Source organism: Chryseobacterium sp. FR048, assembly GCF_056844665.1.
The window spans coordinates 411,173-426,334 of record NZ_JBXDSE010000002.1; the positions used below are offsets into that span (position 1 = coordinate 411,173).

At 35.5% G+C, this 15,162-nt stretch carries 17 protein-coding genes; 4 read left to right on the forward strand and 13 right to left on the reverse strand.

Annotation, left to right across the window (positions count from 1 at the left end):
- The 13 genes from AC106K_RS06815 to AC106K_RS06875 all read right to left on the reverse strand — a co-directional run bounded on the left by AC106K_RS06815 (position 1) and on the right by AC106K_RS06875 (position 11,065).
- On the reverse strand, positions 1–2,208 hold the full coding sequence (locus AC106K_RS06815; RefSeq protein WP_482443987.1) for an ATP-binding protein: 2,208 nt from the start codon (positions 2,206–2,208) through the stop codon (positions 1–3).
- 61 nt (positions 2,209–2,269) lie between these two features.
- A complete protein-coding gene (locus AC106K_RS06820) occupies positions 2,270–3,145 on the reverse strand; it encodes a hypothetical protein (protein ID WP_482443988.1) in 876 nt (291 codons plus the stop codon).
- Positions 3,146–3,188: 43 nt separating this feature from the next.
- Positions 3,189–3,953, reverse strand: a complete 765-nt coding sequence (locus tag AC106K_RS06825) for a hypothetical protein (RefSeq protein ID WP_482443989.1) — start codon at positions 3,951–3,953, stop codon at positions 3,189–3,191.
- Positions 3,950–4,465, reverse strand: coding sequence for a hypothetical protein (locus tag AC106K_RS06830; protein ID WP_482443990.1), 516 nt, complete (start codon positions 4,463–4,465; stop codon positions 3,950–3,952). Before AC106K_RS06830 ends, AC106K_RS06825 begins: the two co-directional genes overlap by 4 nt.
- The gene (locus AC106K_RS06835) at positions 4,449–5,153 is read right to left on the reverse strand and encodes an SMI1/KNR4 family protein (RefSeq protein ID WP_482443992.1); all 705 of its coding nucleotides are present in this window, start codon (positions 5,151–5,153) and stop codon (positions 4,449–4,451) included. The genes AC106K_RS06830 and AC106K_RS06835 overlap by 17 nt, the downstream gene beginning before the upstream one ends.
- An 8-nt stretch (positions 5,154–5,161) precedes the next feature.
- The gene (locus AC106K_RS06840) at positions 5,162–5,968 is read right to left on the reverse strand and encodes a DUF4274 domain-containing protein (protein ID WP_482443994.1); all 807 of its coding nucleotides are present in this window, start codon (positions 5,966–5,968) and stop codon (positions 5,162–5,164) included.
- 130 nt (positions 5,969–6,098) lie between these two features.
- Positions 6,099–6,356 carry a DUF7660 family protein gene (locus AC106K_RS06845; RefSeq protein WP_482443996.1) on the reverse strand — a complete coding sequence of 86 codons (258 nt, stop codon included), beginning with the start codon at positions 6,354–6,356 and terminating at the stop codon, positions 6,099–6,101.
- A gap of 282 nt (positions 6,357–6,638) precedes the next feature.
- A complete protein-coding gene (locus tag AC106K_RS06850) occupies positions 6,639–7,016 on the reverse strand; it encodes a DUF4303 domain-containing protein (RefSeq protein WP_482443998.1) in 378 nt (125 codons plus the stop codon).
- Positions 7,017–7,036: 20 nt separating this feature from the next.
- On the reverse strand, positions 7,037–7,204 hold the full coding sequence (locus AC106K_RS06855; protein ID WP_482444000.1) for a DUF4303 domain-containing protein: 168 nt from the start codon (positions 7,202–7,204) through the stop codon (positions 7,037–7,039).
- Between the two features lie 10 nt (positions 7,205–7,214).
- Positions 7,215–7,595, reverse strand: coding sequence for a hypothetical protein (locus AC106K_RS06860; protein ID WP_482444002.1), 381 nt, complete (start codon positions 7,593–7,595; stop codon positions 7,215–7,217).
- Between the two features lie 124 nt (positions 7,596–7,719).
- Positions 7,720–8,556 carry a DKNYY domain-containing protein gene (locus AC106K_RS06865; protein WP_482444004.1) on the reverse strand — a complete coding sequence of 279 codons (837 nt, stop codon included), beginning with the start codon at positions 8,554–8,556 and terminating at the stop codon, positions 7,720–7,722.
- A 15-nt stretch (positions 8,557–8,571) separates the two neighbouring features.
- Entirely contained in the window at positions 8,572–9,117 is a 546-nt protein-coding gene (locus tag AC106K_RS06870; RefSeq protein ID WP_482444006.1) for a hypothetical protein, read from the reverse strand.
- Between the two features lie 466 nt (positions 9,118–9,583).
- Positions 9,584–11,065, reverse strand: a complete 1,482-nt coding sequence (locus tag AC106K_RS06875; RefSeq protein WP_482444007.1) for a hypothetical protein — start codon at positions 11,063–11,065, stop codon at positions 9,584–9,586.
- 294 nt (positions 11,066–11,359) lie between these two features.
- Here AC106K_RS06875 and AC106K_RS06880 point away from each other — a divergent pair, with 294 nt between their 5' ends.
- From AC106K_RS06880 to AC106K_RS06895, 4 genes are all read left to right on the forward strand, one after another.
- The gene (locus AC106K_RS06880) at positions 11,360–12,181 is read left to right on the forward strand and encodes an alpha/beta fold hydrolase (RefSeq protein WP_482444009.1); all 822 of its coding nucleotides are present in this window, start codon (positions 11,360–11,362) and stop codon (positions 12,179–12,181) included.
- Between the two features lie 203 nt (positions 12,182–12,384).
- Positions 12,385–12,582 carry a 50S ribosomal protein L35 gene (gene rpmI / locus AC106K_RS06885; RefSeq protein ID WP_002979658.1) on the forward strand — a complete coding sequence of 66 codons (198 nt, stop codon included), beginning with the start codon at positions 12,385–12,387 and terminating at the stop codon, positions 12,580–12,582.
- Positions 12,583–12,704: 122 nt separating this feature from the next.
- Entirely contained in the window at positions 12,705–13,049 is a 345-nt protein-coding gene (gene rplT / locus AC106K_RS06890) for a 50S ribosomal protein L20 (RefSeq protein ID WP_034694451.1), read from the forward strand.
- A gap of 910 nt (positions 13,050–13,959) precedes the next feature.
- Positions 13,960–15,147 carry a M28 family peptidase gene (locus tag AC106K_RS06895; RefSeq protein ID WP_482444010.1) on the forward strand — a complete coding sequence of 396 codons (1,188 nt, stop codon included), beginning with the start codon at positions 13,960–13,962 and terminating at the stop codon, positions 15,145–15,147.
- Positions 15,148–15,162: the final 15 nt, after the last annotated feature.

Genomic DNA, 15,162 nt, shown 5'->3' on the forward strand with positions numbered 1-15,162 from the left:
TTAATAAATCGGAATTTGAAGTTCTATACTGGTTCCAATATTCAATTCTGAGGTGATATTCATTGTCCCTTTTAAAAATTGGACTCTTAGTTCTATATTATGAAACCCAGCTGTTTTTCTCATGTCTAAGTCGGTACGCTCAAAACCTTTGCCGTTATCCTCTACTGTAAGGTTTAAAACCTTTTCTTCTTCACTGATCTGAATAATAATTTCTGAAGGGCTGGCATGCTTGATGGCATTGTTGACCAATTCCTGAATGATTCTATACAGTATCAGCTGTTTTTCCTGTGATATGGAATTTGTATACCCAATAAATTCAGTATGGATGTCCAGTCCATTATTGGATATTCTGGAGGCAAATTCCTGAATGGCTACTTCCAGACCATATTTCATTAATAGGTCAGGCATCAGATTATGGGCTACCCTTCTTAGCTCCTCCACTGCACCATCAATCTGGTCTATGGATTTTGAAATACCTTCTTCTATTGTTTCGGAATGATGAGGATCTAAATAAGACAGCTGAAGTTTCGTTCCCGAAAGCAAACCTCCCAATCCGTCATGAAGATCCCGGGCTAAGCGTCCACGCTCCTGCTCCTGCCCCTCAAGCAATGCCGTAAGCGTAGATATTTTTGAATTTTGCTTTTCTTTTTCCAAAGCTAATGCATGCAGTTCGTCTCTCTGCTTAATCGACTTTACACGCTGTTTATAGGCATAAAGCAGTAAAAGGATCAGAACGATGAAAATGAAAATAAAAACAATGTAATAGGTATTAATCTTTTCCTTGAATGCCAGCAGCTTTTTATAGCTGTTGATGTCGTTGTTCTTCTGCTGTGTTTCTAATTTGGCCAAACGAAGCTGTTGTTCTTTTTTCTCAGATTCCAGTTCTGAAAATTTCAGACGTTCGCGCTGGTTTTCTTCTACCAGTTTTAAGTTGTTGTACACCTGCTCACGCTGTGCCCGAAGGATATTGATCAGCTTGATTTGTTGTGCTTTTTTATCACTTTCAAGCTGCAGTTTTATATATTTCTGCTCCTGTCTTTCTTTCTCAAACTGAGATTCTAATCTTTTGGTAATATCCAGTTTTTCCTGATCGTAAACACTTTTGTATTTATCTACATAACTTTTATAATAAGTCAGAGCTTCTTGGTAATTGCCCTGCTCTTCACTCACTCTGGATAAAGACTCAAGAATAGAAAGTTCTATATTATGATTTCTAACAGGGCTCTTCCCTATTTCCATAGAAGCTTTCAGGAAATAAGACTTAGCGAGGTCGTAATTTTTATTCTGTATGGCCAACTCGGCCAAAATCCCAAATGAGGAAGCAATATGGATAGCATCACCCGTCTCCAGGCTCACCTTGTTGGCCAATTGAGCATATTGCATGGCTTTATCCTGATTAAACTCAATATACAAATTGGCTAGATTAATGGCCGCATAGGAAAGGTTGCTCTTATTAAGCATAGACCCTTTATTCTTATTGAAAGTGGTAATCGCCTGTACATAATATTGTTCTGCTTTATTTCTAAACTGTAGATCAGATGGGTTTTGAACATATTTCTGTTCATACATATACCCCATTCTCATATAGGCATCGAAAATCAGGTTAGGGTCATTTTGTTTGGATGCTAGTAATAGAAACTGCTTGCTGTATTTTTCTTCCAGCTGAAACTCGTTCAGGTCAGCATAAATTGCAGATAATTCTTTGGCTGTATTGCCATATCTTCCATAGAGTGTAGAAGTTGTGGGTGAGTTTTCATAATAATTAATTGCTTTGAGATAGGCAGCAACAGCATCAGTGATTTTATTATTACGTGTGAGAATCCAGCCTCTTGCATATTCCAGGTATCCTTTTGCTTCGTTACTGTTTGTTTTTAAGCTGTACATCTTTCCCATTTCCAGGCTTTTTGAAGATTCAGCTTCTTTATTGTCAAGTCGGTAATTCATTGCCTGAACCGCGTACAAAATAGTGGCATATTTTCCATCGGCCTGCTTCGTTGCCAGGGAAATATTGGTCGCCAAAAGCTGATAGGATTTCGGTTTAAAGTTATGGAAGAATAAGGCAGTGGCATATTTGGGAGCCAGATTCAACTGCTCCTCTGTTTTGTTGGAGGCATGGCTATATTCCTTTTCTAATTTGCTTAAAACATCCTGCGCCTGAACAAAAAACGGACAAATAAATAAAGTAAATATAAATAGTAACCTGTGCATCAAACCCTTATCTTTATTAAGTTTTGTGGTAGTAAAGAATGTAAATATAGGTAAATACCTGTTAATCGATTTTGGAATTATATTCATCAGTAAAAGAATCACTTCCTGCCCCAAAACCTCCAATTTCAATACTATATTCCAGATTGGGGATTTTATCAAGAAAAGAAATGTTTTTATCTAATAACTTTCCTTTATTTTCAATCGTCAATTCTTCCAGGTTGGTAAGATTGATTAAGTTTTGCAAAGATTCTATCACTCCGCTCTGAATTAGATGAAGGTATGTAAGGGTTTTGGCCTCTGAAATGGATTCTATAATGTCCTCAACATTTTTGCAAAGGCTTAGATCCAGCTCTTTTAATTTTTTTAAATTGGCAAGCCACGAGATTGATGCTAAAGACTTAATCTCTGACAGGTACAGTGCTTCCAAATTCCTGAAATGAGCGAGTGTTGGCCAGTCACAGGAGGTGCTTTTTTCAATTGACAAAGTATTCAGGATTTCATTTTCAGGAAACTGATAGTTTTCTTCTGTAAATTTTTCAATGAAGATCGTCTTTAGTGTTGGATGCGTAAAAAGATTCACAAACCGTTTGGAATAAGGTGTGAAAATTTCCTCTAATCGTGTAAAAACAGTCCAGTCAATCGGTTCTTTGCCTTTGTATGTACATTTTTTGATTTCAAGACGAACTGCATTTTTCAGAGTGTACAGAATTTCACTTTTATCAATCATAAAATTGGAAAGGTGAATGATATTGATATTTTCTAAAACTTCTTTGAACTCAGGAAACTCAAAAAGATTGGCATCACAGGTTTTCCCATCCAGAATAAGATTGAAAACCTTTTTTTCCTGCATTAATTCTAAAATCTCTGAGGCAGAATCTCCGCTTTCTATCACCACAAAGCGGTCTGTTCTTTCTTTCGCTGTGCTTCCTATGTACATCTACAATATTTTTTCTCCTTTATCGTATATTTTAAGTTTCAGATTAAGTGTATTCTAAACAAATGACAGCTTTTTTAAGGTCTTTGTCATAAAATAAAAATACTTGGTCTGCAGAATTTTGCTGAAAATCATAGCCTTCCAAACATCCAATATAATCCATCAGGGTTCCGTCATGTTTAAAGGGTTTTTCAATGAGGTTTTCGCCTCCGAAATTGCATTTTTCTAAGGGGAGCGCATTGGTATTAAGTTCTTCAAAAATACCGAAAACCTTATTTTGCAAACGTTCCTCTGCATATTCTGAGTAATTATCTTTCTCCAGGTCTTCCACTGTAAGCTTACGCAAACGCTCTAAGCGGCGAATGTCGTAAACCTCTAAACCCGGTCGATTGAAATCTTTATCATAAAGTTTATTGTGTTTTTGGTAATATTCTTTTTTCAATTGATACATGGCTTCATTCATATTGTATTCAATCTCTAAATCTGAATAACTGTTTCCATAATCTTCCGGAGAGATCTCTGTATGTGCTGAAAAATAGTTCCAGTCTGCATCAAATTTGTATTTGCCATCAATCACATCAAAACCAAACATATCGGCTTTGGTAAATTGTGTGTGATATTCCGGCTTATCTTCTCCAACACAACCATCATAAATTTCCTTTACGGAAACAATATGCAGCCATTGATCTTCTGCTGGATTCAGAAGTTTTAAATTAATTGAACAAATCGGAAGAAAATATTTCTTATGATTCTCCATATCATCATAAAAAACATCTTCATACTCCGGGAAAATTTTTATTAAATCGGTCATTTTACTTTCTTATTTCTTATGAGTGTTAATTGAGTTCCTTTTTTAACAAGGTCAAAAACCATTTCTTTTGATGGTTTGAAAATTTGTGTCGGCGCATCACAAAAATCGGACTTGCTAATGCTGTCAACTTCCATTTTTATTTGGTGAGCTTCTGTAAAATAATATCTCCCGTGTATTTTAGTAAAGCAATCATTTCCACATTCCCAACTATCATAACTGCTGAATTTTTCTGCATCTAAAAAATCTATAGCATGGAAATTTAAAATGAATGCCGTATCTATTCTCTTCGACAATTCATAGGTATTCTCTCCCTCTGGACGGATAAGCCCTCCGTAATTGACAATCCAACGGGTATTTTTCAGCTCATTCGGAAAATTTGTTTTTTTTCTTTCCGGCTCTTTGCAACTGAAGATTATCATCAACAGAACACTTAAAAACAGGGAAGCTAAATTCTTTTTCATCATTGTGTTTTTTATAATTATTGAGCCAGTTACTCTATTTCCAATAATCAAATTTTGTATTTAATTTTTCAAAAGCTATTTCCTGCTTAATGAGTTTTTCAAGTTCGTCAAAAGTCAACAGTCCCTCCGCTTCAAACTCGCTGCCATTAGGTGTTTTATAGGTATATTCAAAAATATCGCGTTGGTAAAGATTCTCCAGAATTTCAACTTGTTCAGCTTTTAAATACTTACGATGGGTCTTCAGCTGATTGTACAGGTTTTGTTTGATCTTTTCTTCAGAATCCTCATAGAAAATAGAATATTCATCTATTTCGGTTAAAGATTCCAGAAGTTGTCTGAAGATAAAATCCTGCAGATTTTTGGCTAAAATTTCAGCATCTGAATCGTGACCAAAAAAAGTGATGGGAATTTCACCATTATTCTCCATATCCAATTGAAAAACATAGCTATCACCAGCTCCATTTTTTGCAAAAGGAACCATCCGGTATTTTGGATCTATATCGTAGATTTCGTGGTTAATCATTTCCCTGATTCCGCCATGATAAATGATGGGATCCCAAACTTCAATATCATTTCCAAATAAAAGTAAAGGTGGATTTTCTTTTAAGGTAGGAAAAACACTGGTATACCAGCCATTTCCCTCTGCTCCCCAATCCAGCATTTTATCATCATACAATTGCTTATAAAGCTCCGGATATGTAAAATTAAATTCTTTTTCTAAGTCTTCTAAAGTATTCATAAGCATGTTTAAACAGTTTCTCTAAATATTTCTGGGATTTCCCAGACTCTCTTTTTCTTTTTGTAATCAACTTTTTCATCCGTTTTAGGATCATAGCTCAACACCTCAGGATAAGCATTATTCAGAATGTTATGAATTATCTCTTTTAGCTTCCCGTTTGTTTCGGTATACACAGCACATTCATTGTACAGTCGCCAGAATACAAGAACTGCAATTCCTTTATCACATAACGAATGCTCTAAAATCAATGCTGCCTGTTCTGGTTCGTCCATAAACCAGGCTATGTTGAATAATTCAATCGCGGATTCTGCACGCTGGATATTATTTTTCCAATCCGCATCAAACCAGCCTTCTATGTCATCCTCTTCATAGTATACATAGCTGTCTTCAGCATTGGTTTTCTGATAAATCCAGTCGGGAATAATGAATTCATTTTCATAAAATGGTGCCGGATTAAACGGAATAGTTGTTTTTTGATAAAAACCTTTAGGAAAATTCTTTAAAATTGTTTTCAGCAGCGTAAACACCTCGTTCAGGTATTCACCCTGTAATGTTATATCCAATTTACATTGCTGAAAATCCTGTGGCTGTGCCAGCCAGAATAACTCCAGAGCGGTCGCTTCACTACAAATAGGACTTTCAGCAATCCATTGTAAAACTTTCACACCATTGTCCCAATTATGATGAGTAGCGAGGTAATGTAATTCTTCCGAAGTCTTTAATTCTCTGAATATTGATTCGTCCAGCTCACCTTGCGGAATGCCTTCATAGAAATGAGTATCAATGAAATTTTGTTGCTGATTCGTTATATTCATAAGCCATGTATTTCTTCTGTACGGATAAATTGCTATTCTCTTTTATAATAAATTCCCGAATTAAAGATAATGAAAGCTGCCAGATCAAAATATCCCCGATAATGGCGGTTTTTATAACAGGTATTAATTTCTATTCGTAAATTTTTGCACCTTTAAAAATATCTGCAAAGGTTGACCAATCTGGTTTGTCAGCATTGATACCGAGTTTCATATTGTTGTAATATCCCTGAATGTCTTCGGTGTATGCACTTAAAGCTTCAAGAAAATCGGGCAATGTTTTGTTTTCCCAGTTTTCAGGATCGTCTAAGAGGTCCTTTCGTAATAAGTCAAGAAACTTAAAGAAGCTTTGCCTGTCGGTAACTTTAAAGTTGTTAAGTGTGTCATTCATATAATTGATTATAATGTTTTCGAGTTTTACGTTTGATCCAATTTTCCCCGCTGGTACGAGAATCCTGCTCGTGTCTGCATTACCTATTAACATCGATTTTCAAAATTTCTTCAAAATCATCACAATAATTTCTTGAACTGCTATACTTCCATTCTCAGGGTTTTGATGCACATAATCTAGTTTTAGACTATATTTCAATTTGTTGCCATAATTGATAATTTTTCACACTTGAGTTTCTTTCCCTGCACGAATGAGAAGCTCGCGCAAGCGGGAATTTTTCTTTTATTTGCGCCATGTTTTCATCCAGTCCAAATATTCCTGCTGATACGGATTATCATTCAGTAAAATAATCATCTCTCTCAGTTTATTTCGGTCAAACTCATAATCAGTTACGGAAAACATTAAGAAAATATCTTTCCCCACAAGGTTTTTAAAGAAGTTTTCTTGTTTTAATTTGAGTAAAATTTCAAAACAAGTTTGATACAAGGTTTGCTGGAACTCTTCGAACTCCACATCATTTTCCTCATCGTCATCATCATATACTCCTTCCATATGATCTTCAATTGCCTCATACAGCTGATGGGATATTGCAGAGAATCCATCGCCTGGCCTGCTACCTTCATAGCACCATTCTGCTGGCTCAAATGTATAATAGGTCAAGTCGTTTTGAGGTCTAGTAGCTAAAAATCCATCGTATTGGCTGCCGGACAAACCGTCATAGCACCTTCGTCGCTGTATAATGCAAAAGCATAAATATTTTCAGCGGCATGATTAGCCATTATCTCCTTAAAAGATTTTCGGGTTGCCGCTTCAATCTCTATAGCTAATTTTTCAAAATCTAAATTCATTTTTTTAATCTTAATCAGTTACAATTTCATCGCTTCCAAAATCGTTTTCTATCCATCCATGAAATCCCATACACATTCCGTCTCCTTCAAGAGTATTGAGTTCTTCCACCACTTCGCCATCTTTATAAAGGACAATATTGGTTTGCAGATCCAGGCGGTAGTTTTCATTTTCCAGAGAGCCAAATATTCCGTCCATTTGCATCATCATGCCATATATGGTGTTGTCTATCGCTGTTAGATGAGCTTGCCGAAGGGTGTTGTCAGCTTCCGGTGGGATTTTGCTAATGGCAGATTTTCGGATATTCTCAAACACAATATAGCCAGCCCCATGCTGCATCCAAAGTTCCCGATCACGCTGATCTGATGGTGGGTTTGCAAGTTCTTTTTTCATATCATTCTAATCTAAGGTAATGTCGTTTTCAGCGACGGGTATTTCAAGATTTTCTTCTTAAATATTTTGCTCCATACAAAGTAATGTCATGCTGAGCCTGTCGAAGCATTTAAATCCTTATTTTTCAGGAATAATCTTTTTTCAGTTGATCTTCTGTAATCCTTGTTCCGTCCAAATCAAACAATCCGTTTTTATCTTTTAAAAATTTTGTTGTATTACCTTCTTTATCGATGAATTCATAAATAGATAATGTCGCTATATCAGTATTTTCAAAACAAGTTTTAAATCTGAACGCATGCTTTGCATCGCAAGAATAACCTTCTTTCAGATCCAATAATTTCCATGTTTCGGGATCGGCTTTTTTAATCTGATTAAAATAATAGTAAACACGCAGGCTATCTTTGGCAAACTTGCCGTCATTAAAGGAAACAAAGGTTTCAGGATCAGCCTCTTTCAGTATTTTCACTTTACCTGTATGGTCATAGCAATAGACCTGATGTTTATCCTTCGCATATCCTGAGGAAATTTGTATTGTACCATCCATTGAATTTCCGTCTGAAAAATAAAAGGTCTGATGCGTCAGGCTTTTATTTAAACCCTCATCACAAACTTCGAAAGTATCAATATCATAAGGTTCAAATTTTCCGCCCAGACACCATACAAAATGACGGTCTTTTGCAAAGCAATAATTTAATGCCTCAAAACTGTTTACATCCGCATTTTTCAGTTTTTTATCCTGCATAAAACAATGCGTATTGTCCTTAGCAAAGAGTTTATTAAATACACGAAAACATTCCGGATTAGCTTTTAATTTCTTGGTACGCCAATATACATCCGTTCCGTCTGTCCAATAGGAAATCCGGGATTTTGTTGCTGGATCAAAAAATACCGCTTCTTTATCAAAATCGGCAATTGCATTCTGGTCTATATTTATTAATCTAGGGGCATGCATTGCTAGCATTCATTTTTCAGGTGATTATATTTTGGCAAAGAAATTAAAAGTTTGTTGAGCAATGAGTTTTGGGTTTGGATCCGATGAATCATTAATATGCTCTTCGTACAATTCGATTTTTATGATTTTAACATCCGCTGGTATTCTGTACACTTCATCCTTTGTGTAATTATATCCTCGTACGTTTGCACTTTCTTTACCGGGAATTCTTTTGATTTCAGTATAATATCTCAGAATAATGGTATTTCCATTTTGTTCTCCTTTTTCGAGACGGATTTTCCTCACCTGATTAATAGTATGCCCACCGGAACTGATGTTTCCCTGTATACGAAACTTTAGTGTTTCGGCATTTTTGGAAAGCATGAAAATCTTAGGATCAAGACGTTCGGTAACTTCCTGATGAGTTGTATACGCATGCGCTGTCCCAGCCTCCGGAATCTCTTTGATAATCCTTTTAGGCTCAGTATAAATGGCAGTAACCTGTAATTTCTGGGCATTGCCTTTGCAGCTCAATATTGCAAAAAGTGAAGTCAAAATCACGAAATGTTTCACCCTTTTATCTTTAATCAATTTTTGAGTTAAAGATAATCAAAGGGGTTGGCTCAACATATCCCTGATAATGGTGGTTTTTCACCTCTGGATAGGTTAAAGTAACGTACAAAAATAAAATACAGCAAGGCCCAGGACAGTGATTCCGGAAATCAGGAAAAGAATGAGGTAGTAAAGTCCTGTTTTTCTTTTCTTTCGTATAGAATTAATTATAAAAACAATAAGTGTACATAGAAACCCTGCTCCAAAAAAAATTATTAAAACAGTGAGCAATAAAGCTCTTTCCAGGTTTAAATCGGCGGATGAAAGCATATTTTAAAGTTTTGAAGATGGAAGATGGGAGAAGGAAGTTTTAGAGATCATATAAAATAACTGTTTGTCTTTTTTAATTCGATTTAATAGGGTTTAATCTTATCTGATAATGATGGAAAGTAGCTCCCAGCCTTTTTCTTCCAGCCATTTATGCTCAGGGTAACAAAATACTACCTCATTCTTTATATTCTTTTCCGGTATCAAGATCAATATAGTAATAACTTGTTTGTCCGGAACTTAGTTTCACATTCACCAGGCCATCTGAGTTAATAGACTGATAGGCCTTTGAACCCCTATTTTTCTTATTCTTATGATCATAGAGTGTATACAAACCGTCTTGCTCTTTTTGCAGTGCATAGATCTGTTTTTCTGCATCCAAAACGGAGATCGTATAATATTCAGGCTTTATCATCCAGATTTTTTCGCGACTGTTCCACAAGCCCATCGTTCTTACCTGTTTTCCGTCTTCAATCCTGATAAGATACTGATCATTCATCCCGGTGTAAGAGTTTATTTTACCGAATTTCCAGTTTTTATCAACATATTGGTCCGGTAAAATCATTTTTCTATCGGGCCAGACCAGATTTCCGACCTGATCAAGAACTTTAAAATTATAGGGATCAATAGAGTCTATGACATTCCCTTTAGTATCAATATAAAGCCAGTCGAACGCCCATACCTCCTGATCATAATTAAAAACACCCAGCAAAAAATAAGGCGAATGGGTAATCGAATACACCAAAGAAGCTTTTTTAATGAACTCAATCTGTGAAGCGGTTGCCTTGGTAATTTCCTTTGGGAACACCTTTTCATATTGTGGAAAAGGATAAACATCATTGGTTTTACTATCTGCTAAAAGCTTGGGAACTTCCGGCTCATACCGTTCTTTATTCACCTCTTTCAACTCTATCTTTTCTGTTCCAAACATGATTGAAAGTACTTCTGTTCCTTTCAGTCCGCTGTGAATTGCTTTCTTCTGCCCCAATCCATATATTGAAAAAGTACTATTGGAAGCTTTGATGAAGCGTTTATCTTCCAACAGTTCATCAATATTATTTTCAATTTTATCTAAACGGTTTTTTTTGATTTCGTAAAGATTTCCGTTCCAGAAAATGTGATTTTCATCTACCGAAATGAAATTAAGATAATAGTTATCTTCCAGATACGGAATGTCCTCACTAAGTAAAATCTGTTGGCTTTCTAAAACTCCGATCTCTATTTTATGATAGGTCTGCTCCTTTTTAATATCACTTCCTAAAATATTCCAATCCCATTTCCAAATGGGCATTTTCTTTTCATATTCAAGGCCTTTTTTATAAAATGTAAGGCCATTGACAACATTCAGATCGATTGGGCTGGATGAAAAATCCAGAACTCTATTTCCACTGTCGTCTATCACGGCATATTCATTCTTCTCATTTTCAACAACAGCAAAGCCTGTAGAAGTAAAAACCGACGCATTTTTAAATTTTTGACTGTTGACAGGTTTCAAACTTATTTTATCTACATAGACAAAATCATTATTCTTGGTTAAAAAGGGAATATTTTTTATAGTCTTTATTTTTGATGAAATTGTAGAAGAATTATCTTTCTTTTCCTGCGTGCAAGCCGTTGCTGAAGTCAACATAAAAAAGATACTGCATACTATTGTTCTCATACTCCGAAATTTTATTCATCCTGTGCAGCAATATTAGAAAGAAGTAAAAAGTACTACAATCCCGGTTATCAGCTATATTTTATACTATACAATTAATATTTTATCCTTTTTTACCCAACCTCTATTATTCTTTATATCTGTTGTTAAATTAACGTTAATGATGCATTCTGCTGCATTTTTATTTTAATTTAAATGTTATCTTAGATCAATATACAGTGAAAATTTTCCATCTACATTCGTATTTATATCAAATAAAACAAATCAACTATTGTATTAATCATAAAAAAAGAACCTATGAGCACACTTACATTAAAAGACGGTACAGAGATCTATTACAAAGACTGGGGAAAAGGGCAAACCATTTTCTTTCATCACGGATGGCCATTGTCAAGTGATGACTGGGATGCACAGCTATTTTTCTTTCTGGAACAAGGATATAGAGTGATTGCCCATGACAGAAGAGGTCACGGAAGATCACAACAAACCCCTTACGGGCATGATATGGATACCTACGCCTCTGACGTTGCGGAAATCGTTGAAGCTTTGGATCTGAAAGATGTTATTCACGTAGGACACTCTACCGGTGGTGGTGAAGTCATCAGATATGTAGCAAAACATGGTAACGGAAAGGTAGCCAAAGCCGTTTTGGTAAGTGCTGTAACTCCGATCATGGTTCAGAACGAAAATAACCCGAATGGTGTTCCTATTTCTGTTTTTGATGATATTAGAAACAATACAGCTAAGCATAGAGCACAGTTTTTCATAGACATCACTTTCCCTTTTTACGGATACAACAGAGAAGGAGCCAATGTATCTGAAGGTATTCAGAGAAACTGGTGGAGACAGGGAATGAGCGGTTCCATCAAAGCACACTATGACTGTGTGAAAGCATTTTCTGAGACAGATTTTACGGAAGACCTCAAAAGCGTAGATGTTCCTGTACTGGTGATGCATGGTGAGGATGATCAGATTGTACCTTTCGAGACTACAGGAAAAGTAGCGGCTACCCTGCTTAAAAACGGTAAGCTGATTTCTTATCCGGGGTTCCCACACGGGATGCCGACAACGGAAGCTGAAACGATCAACAGAGATCTTTTGGCATTTATTAAATCTTAATTCTGGTAGAAAATATTGAACGGAATGCACGAATACTCTCCTATTCGTGCATTTCTGGCTTTAGATCTTTATCTTTTCCCTCGCCAGGCTTAAAAATCCTTTCAGGTGTCATTTTTTTTCGTATCTTTGCACACTAATATTCCTAACGTCCTTAGGAGTAGCCAAAACAGATATTGATAACAAAACAATAAAAAAGCAAAACAATGCCAAAATTAAAAACGAAATCAGGTGCTAAGAAACGTTTTGCTCTTACCGGATCTGGTAAGATCAAAAGAAAAAACGCTTACAAAAGCCACATCTTAACTAAGAAAGAAACTAAGCAGAAGAGAAATCTTACTACTACTTCTTACGTAGCTAAAGTGGATGAGAAAAGCGTTCAACGTCAATTAGCAATTAAGTAGTTTTTATAAATCTATATTCGGTTTATAAGAATTCAAAACAAATTCAAAATTTTAACCCTGAAATGGTGCAGCTAAGTGCAATGAAACAGATTGTCGCACATTTCAAAAAAACAATTTAAATTATGCCAAGATCAGTAAATGCCGTAGCTTCAAGAGCTCGCAGAAAGAAAATTTTTAAGCAAGCTAAAGGTTTTTTCGGTAGAAGAAAGAACGTTTGGACTGTAGCTAAAAACGCGGTAGAAAAAGCAATGCAATATGCTTACCGTGGTAGAAAAGAGAAGAAAAGAAACTTCAGAGCACTTTGGATCACTCGTATCAACGCGGGAACCAGAGAGCACGGAATGTCTTACTCTCAATTTATGGGAGCTCTTAAAAAGAACAACATTGAGCTTAACAGAAAAGTTTTAGCAGATTTAGCAATGAATCACCCTGAAGCTTTCAAAGCTGTTGTAGATCAAGTAAAATAATGTAGAATACTATTTTGTTATCAATATAAGTCCCGGGATTTCCCGGGATTTTTTTGTTTACATCTTCTGCAATTTACATCTGATTCATGGATCAATCTCAAAAGTTGTGGACCAAGCAAAAAAATGAGTTCATCTGAATAGAAAAAATTTTATATTCTTTACCAATTAGAATCAACAGTTGTGGAGATAGGTTTTCACGCAAAGCTTCATGTTTGTGTATGCTTTATTTTAAGTGAGCTAAGAAGGGATCGATTTTCAATCGATCTGAAGAAGTGAGCGCATAGTCACAAAGCTTCATCAGCAACGAAGTTGCATTACTTAGCTTCCTAAAATAAAGTATTCGAATTACTAATTCTTTGCGTTTATAAATTTTAGAATAATCAATCAGTATTCAATTGTTTTACCACAGCTTTTGAGCATGATCCTGATTTATTGTATCAATTACGAAACTTCTTGGAGCAGTTCATGGAGATGCATTCGCTTAGAAAGAATCAGTTTCATTGATTCTATTCTTTGCTTCCTTAAGAATATGGGATAAGATGCTAAAAATCTTTGCTTCAATTAAATTCCATAAAAACAATCAATATGATCCCCCAGCTTTTGCGCTTGATCCAACTTCTTCAGCCCAAAAATGTTCCTCATGCATACTCTTTATTTTCGGAAAATATATTTTTACACCCCCATTCTTTAATGGATTTGCGAAAAAATCACCATAAAAGGCTAAATAATTAAGAAAAAAAATTAAATAAATATTTCAATTTAATGAAACTTATACTACTACAATAATAAAATTAATAATAAGATATATGATTATTAAAAAATCAATTAAAGTACAATATTCAATATGAAATCGTCAGTAAAAAATCTTTATTTATCATTATATTAGCAATCTATAAAGAGAACAATAAAAATGAAAAGAATCACAGCGTTTCTGCTGACCTCCATTGCAGTACAGAGCATTGGTGCACAGAGTTTTATTCAGGCTTATCAGGACCGTGTCAATATGGTTACTCAGGCTAATATCAATACGAATCTTCAGCAGTTCGCCAGTTTTGGAGTAAAAGAAACAGGAACTCCGGCTAATTCAAATACACTGGATTGGCTCAAAAGTAAGTATCTGTCTTACGGATACACAGCCAGTGCTATGACAGAGGATACTTTTACGTACAATAACAACGATTCAAAGAACCTGATCATCACCAAAACCGGAACTCTTTACCCTAATAAATACGTGATTATCTGCGGACATTATGATACCATTACAGGACAGGGTGTAAGTGATAACGGAAGCGGAACTTCCATTATTCTGGAGGCCGCAAGAATACTGAAAGACGTCCCTACTGAATATTCTATAAAATTCATTCATTTTTCCGGGGAAGAACAGGGATTGGTAGGAAGTAAACACTATGTAAATAATGTAGCCTACGAAGCCGGTGTCCGTAAACTGGATATAAAGCTCGTTTTTAATATTGATCAGGTAGGTGGCCAGATAGGTAACAACAACAATACGATCAGGTGTGAAAAAGATACGGGAGGTGCAACATCTACTAATAATGCAGCCTCCAGTGCAGTAACTCAGGAACTGGTTACGTGTACCGGCCTCTACTCCCCTCTTCAGACATTTATTTCCAACACGTATGGCTCTGATTATGTTCCTTTTGAAGCAAAAGGATACACTATTACCGGATTTTACGAACATATAAGAAGTAATAATGAGCATACTACGGAAGATAACTGGGACAATATTGATCCGGTATATGTATTCAATGTAGGAAAAGCAGCGGTAGGTGCCCTTCAACATTTTGCAGTGGCTACTACCACCAACAATCTTTTAGGAACTTACGAAACTTCCGAAAAAAGCACTTCTGATGTCATTAAAGTTTATCCTAATCCAGCAAAAGATATCATTAATATTGAATTTCTGCAAAAGGTAAAACCATTCTTTAAAGTGGAAGTGAGTAATATGGCAGGTCAGATTGTATTGAATGCAGAAAATCAGGAACAAATAAATACTTCCGGTCTTAAAAATGGCGTTTATACATTTACAATAAAGACAGACAAGGGAAGTACTACCAAGAAAATAATCATTGAAAAATAAATAATACTCAACCTA

What these genes read in the sequence shown, in the direction of transcription:
- AC106K_RS06815 (WP_482443987.1), bottom strand. Translation starts at nt 2,208, where the DNA reads ATGCACAGGTTACTATTTATATTTACTTTATTTATTTGTCCGTTTTTT.
- AC106K_RS06820 (WP_482443988.1), bottom strand. Translation starts at nt 3,145, where the DNA reads ATGTACATAGGAAGCACAGCGAAAGAAAGAACAGACCGCTTTGTGGTG.
- AC106K_RS06825 (WP_482443989.1), bottom strand. Translation starts at nt 3,953, where the DNA reads ATGACCGATTTAATAAAAATTTTCCCGGAGTATGAAGATGTTTTTTAT.
- AC106K_RS06835 (WP_482443992.1), bottom strand. Translation starts at nt 5,153, where the DNA reads ATGAATACTTTAGAAGACTTAGAAAAAGAATTTAATTTTACATATCCG.
- AC106K_RS06840 (WP_482443994.1), bottom strand. Translation starts at nt 5,968, where the DNA reads ATGAATATAACGAATCAGCAACAAAATTTCATTGATACTCATTTCTAT.
- AC106K_RS06845 (WP_482443996.1), bottom strand. Translation starts at nt 6,356, where the DNA reads ATGAATGACACACTTAACAACTTTAAAGTTACCGACAGGCAAAGCTTC.
- AC106K_RS06855 (WP_482444000.1), bottom strand. Translation starts at nt 7,204, where the DNA reads ATGAATTTAGATTTTGAAAAATTAGCTATAGAGATTGAAGCGGCAACC.
- AC106K_RS06860 (WP_482444002.1), bottom strand. Translation starts at nt 7,595, where the DNA reads ATGAAAAAAGAACTTGCAAACCCACCATCAGATCAGCGTGATCGGGAA.
- AC106K_RS06865 (WP_482444004.1), bottom strand. Translation starts at nt 8,556, where the DNA reads ATGCTAGCAATGCATGCCCCTAGATTAATAAATATAGACCAGAATGCA.
- AC106K_RS06875 (WP_482444007.1), bottom strand. Translation starts at nt 11,065, where the DNA reads ATGAGAACAATAGTATGCAGTATCTTTTTTATGTTGACTTCAGCAACG.
- AC106K_RS06880 (WP_482444009.1), top strand. Translation starts at nt 11,360, where the DNA reads ATGAGCACACTTACATTAAAAGACGGTACAGAGATCTATTACAAAGAC.
- rpmI (WP_002979658.1), top strand. Translation starts at nt 12,385, where the DNA reads ATGCCAAAATTAAAAACGAAATCAGGTGCTAAGAAACGTTTTGCTCTT.
- rplT (WP_034694451.1), top strand. Translation starts at nt 12,705, where the DNA reads ATGCCAAGATCAGTAAATGCCGTAGCTTCAAGAGCTCGCAGAAAGAAA.
- AC106K_RS06895 (WP_482444010.1), top strand. Translation starts at nt 13,960, where the DNA reads ATGAAAAGAATCACAGCGTTTCTGCTGACCTCCATTGCAGTACAGAGC.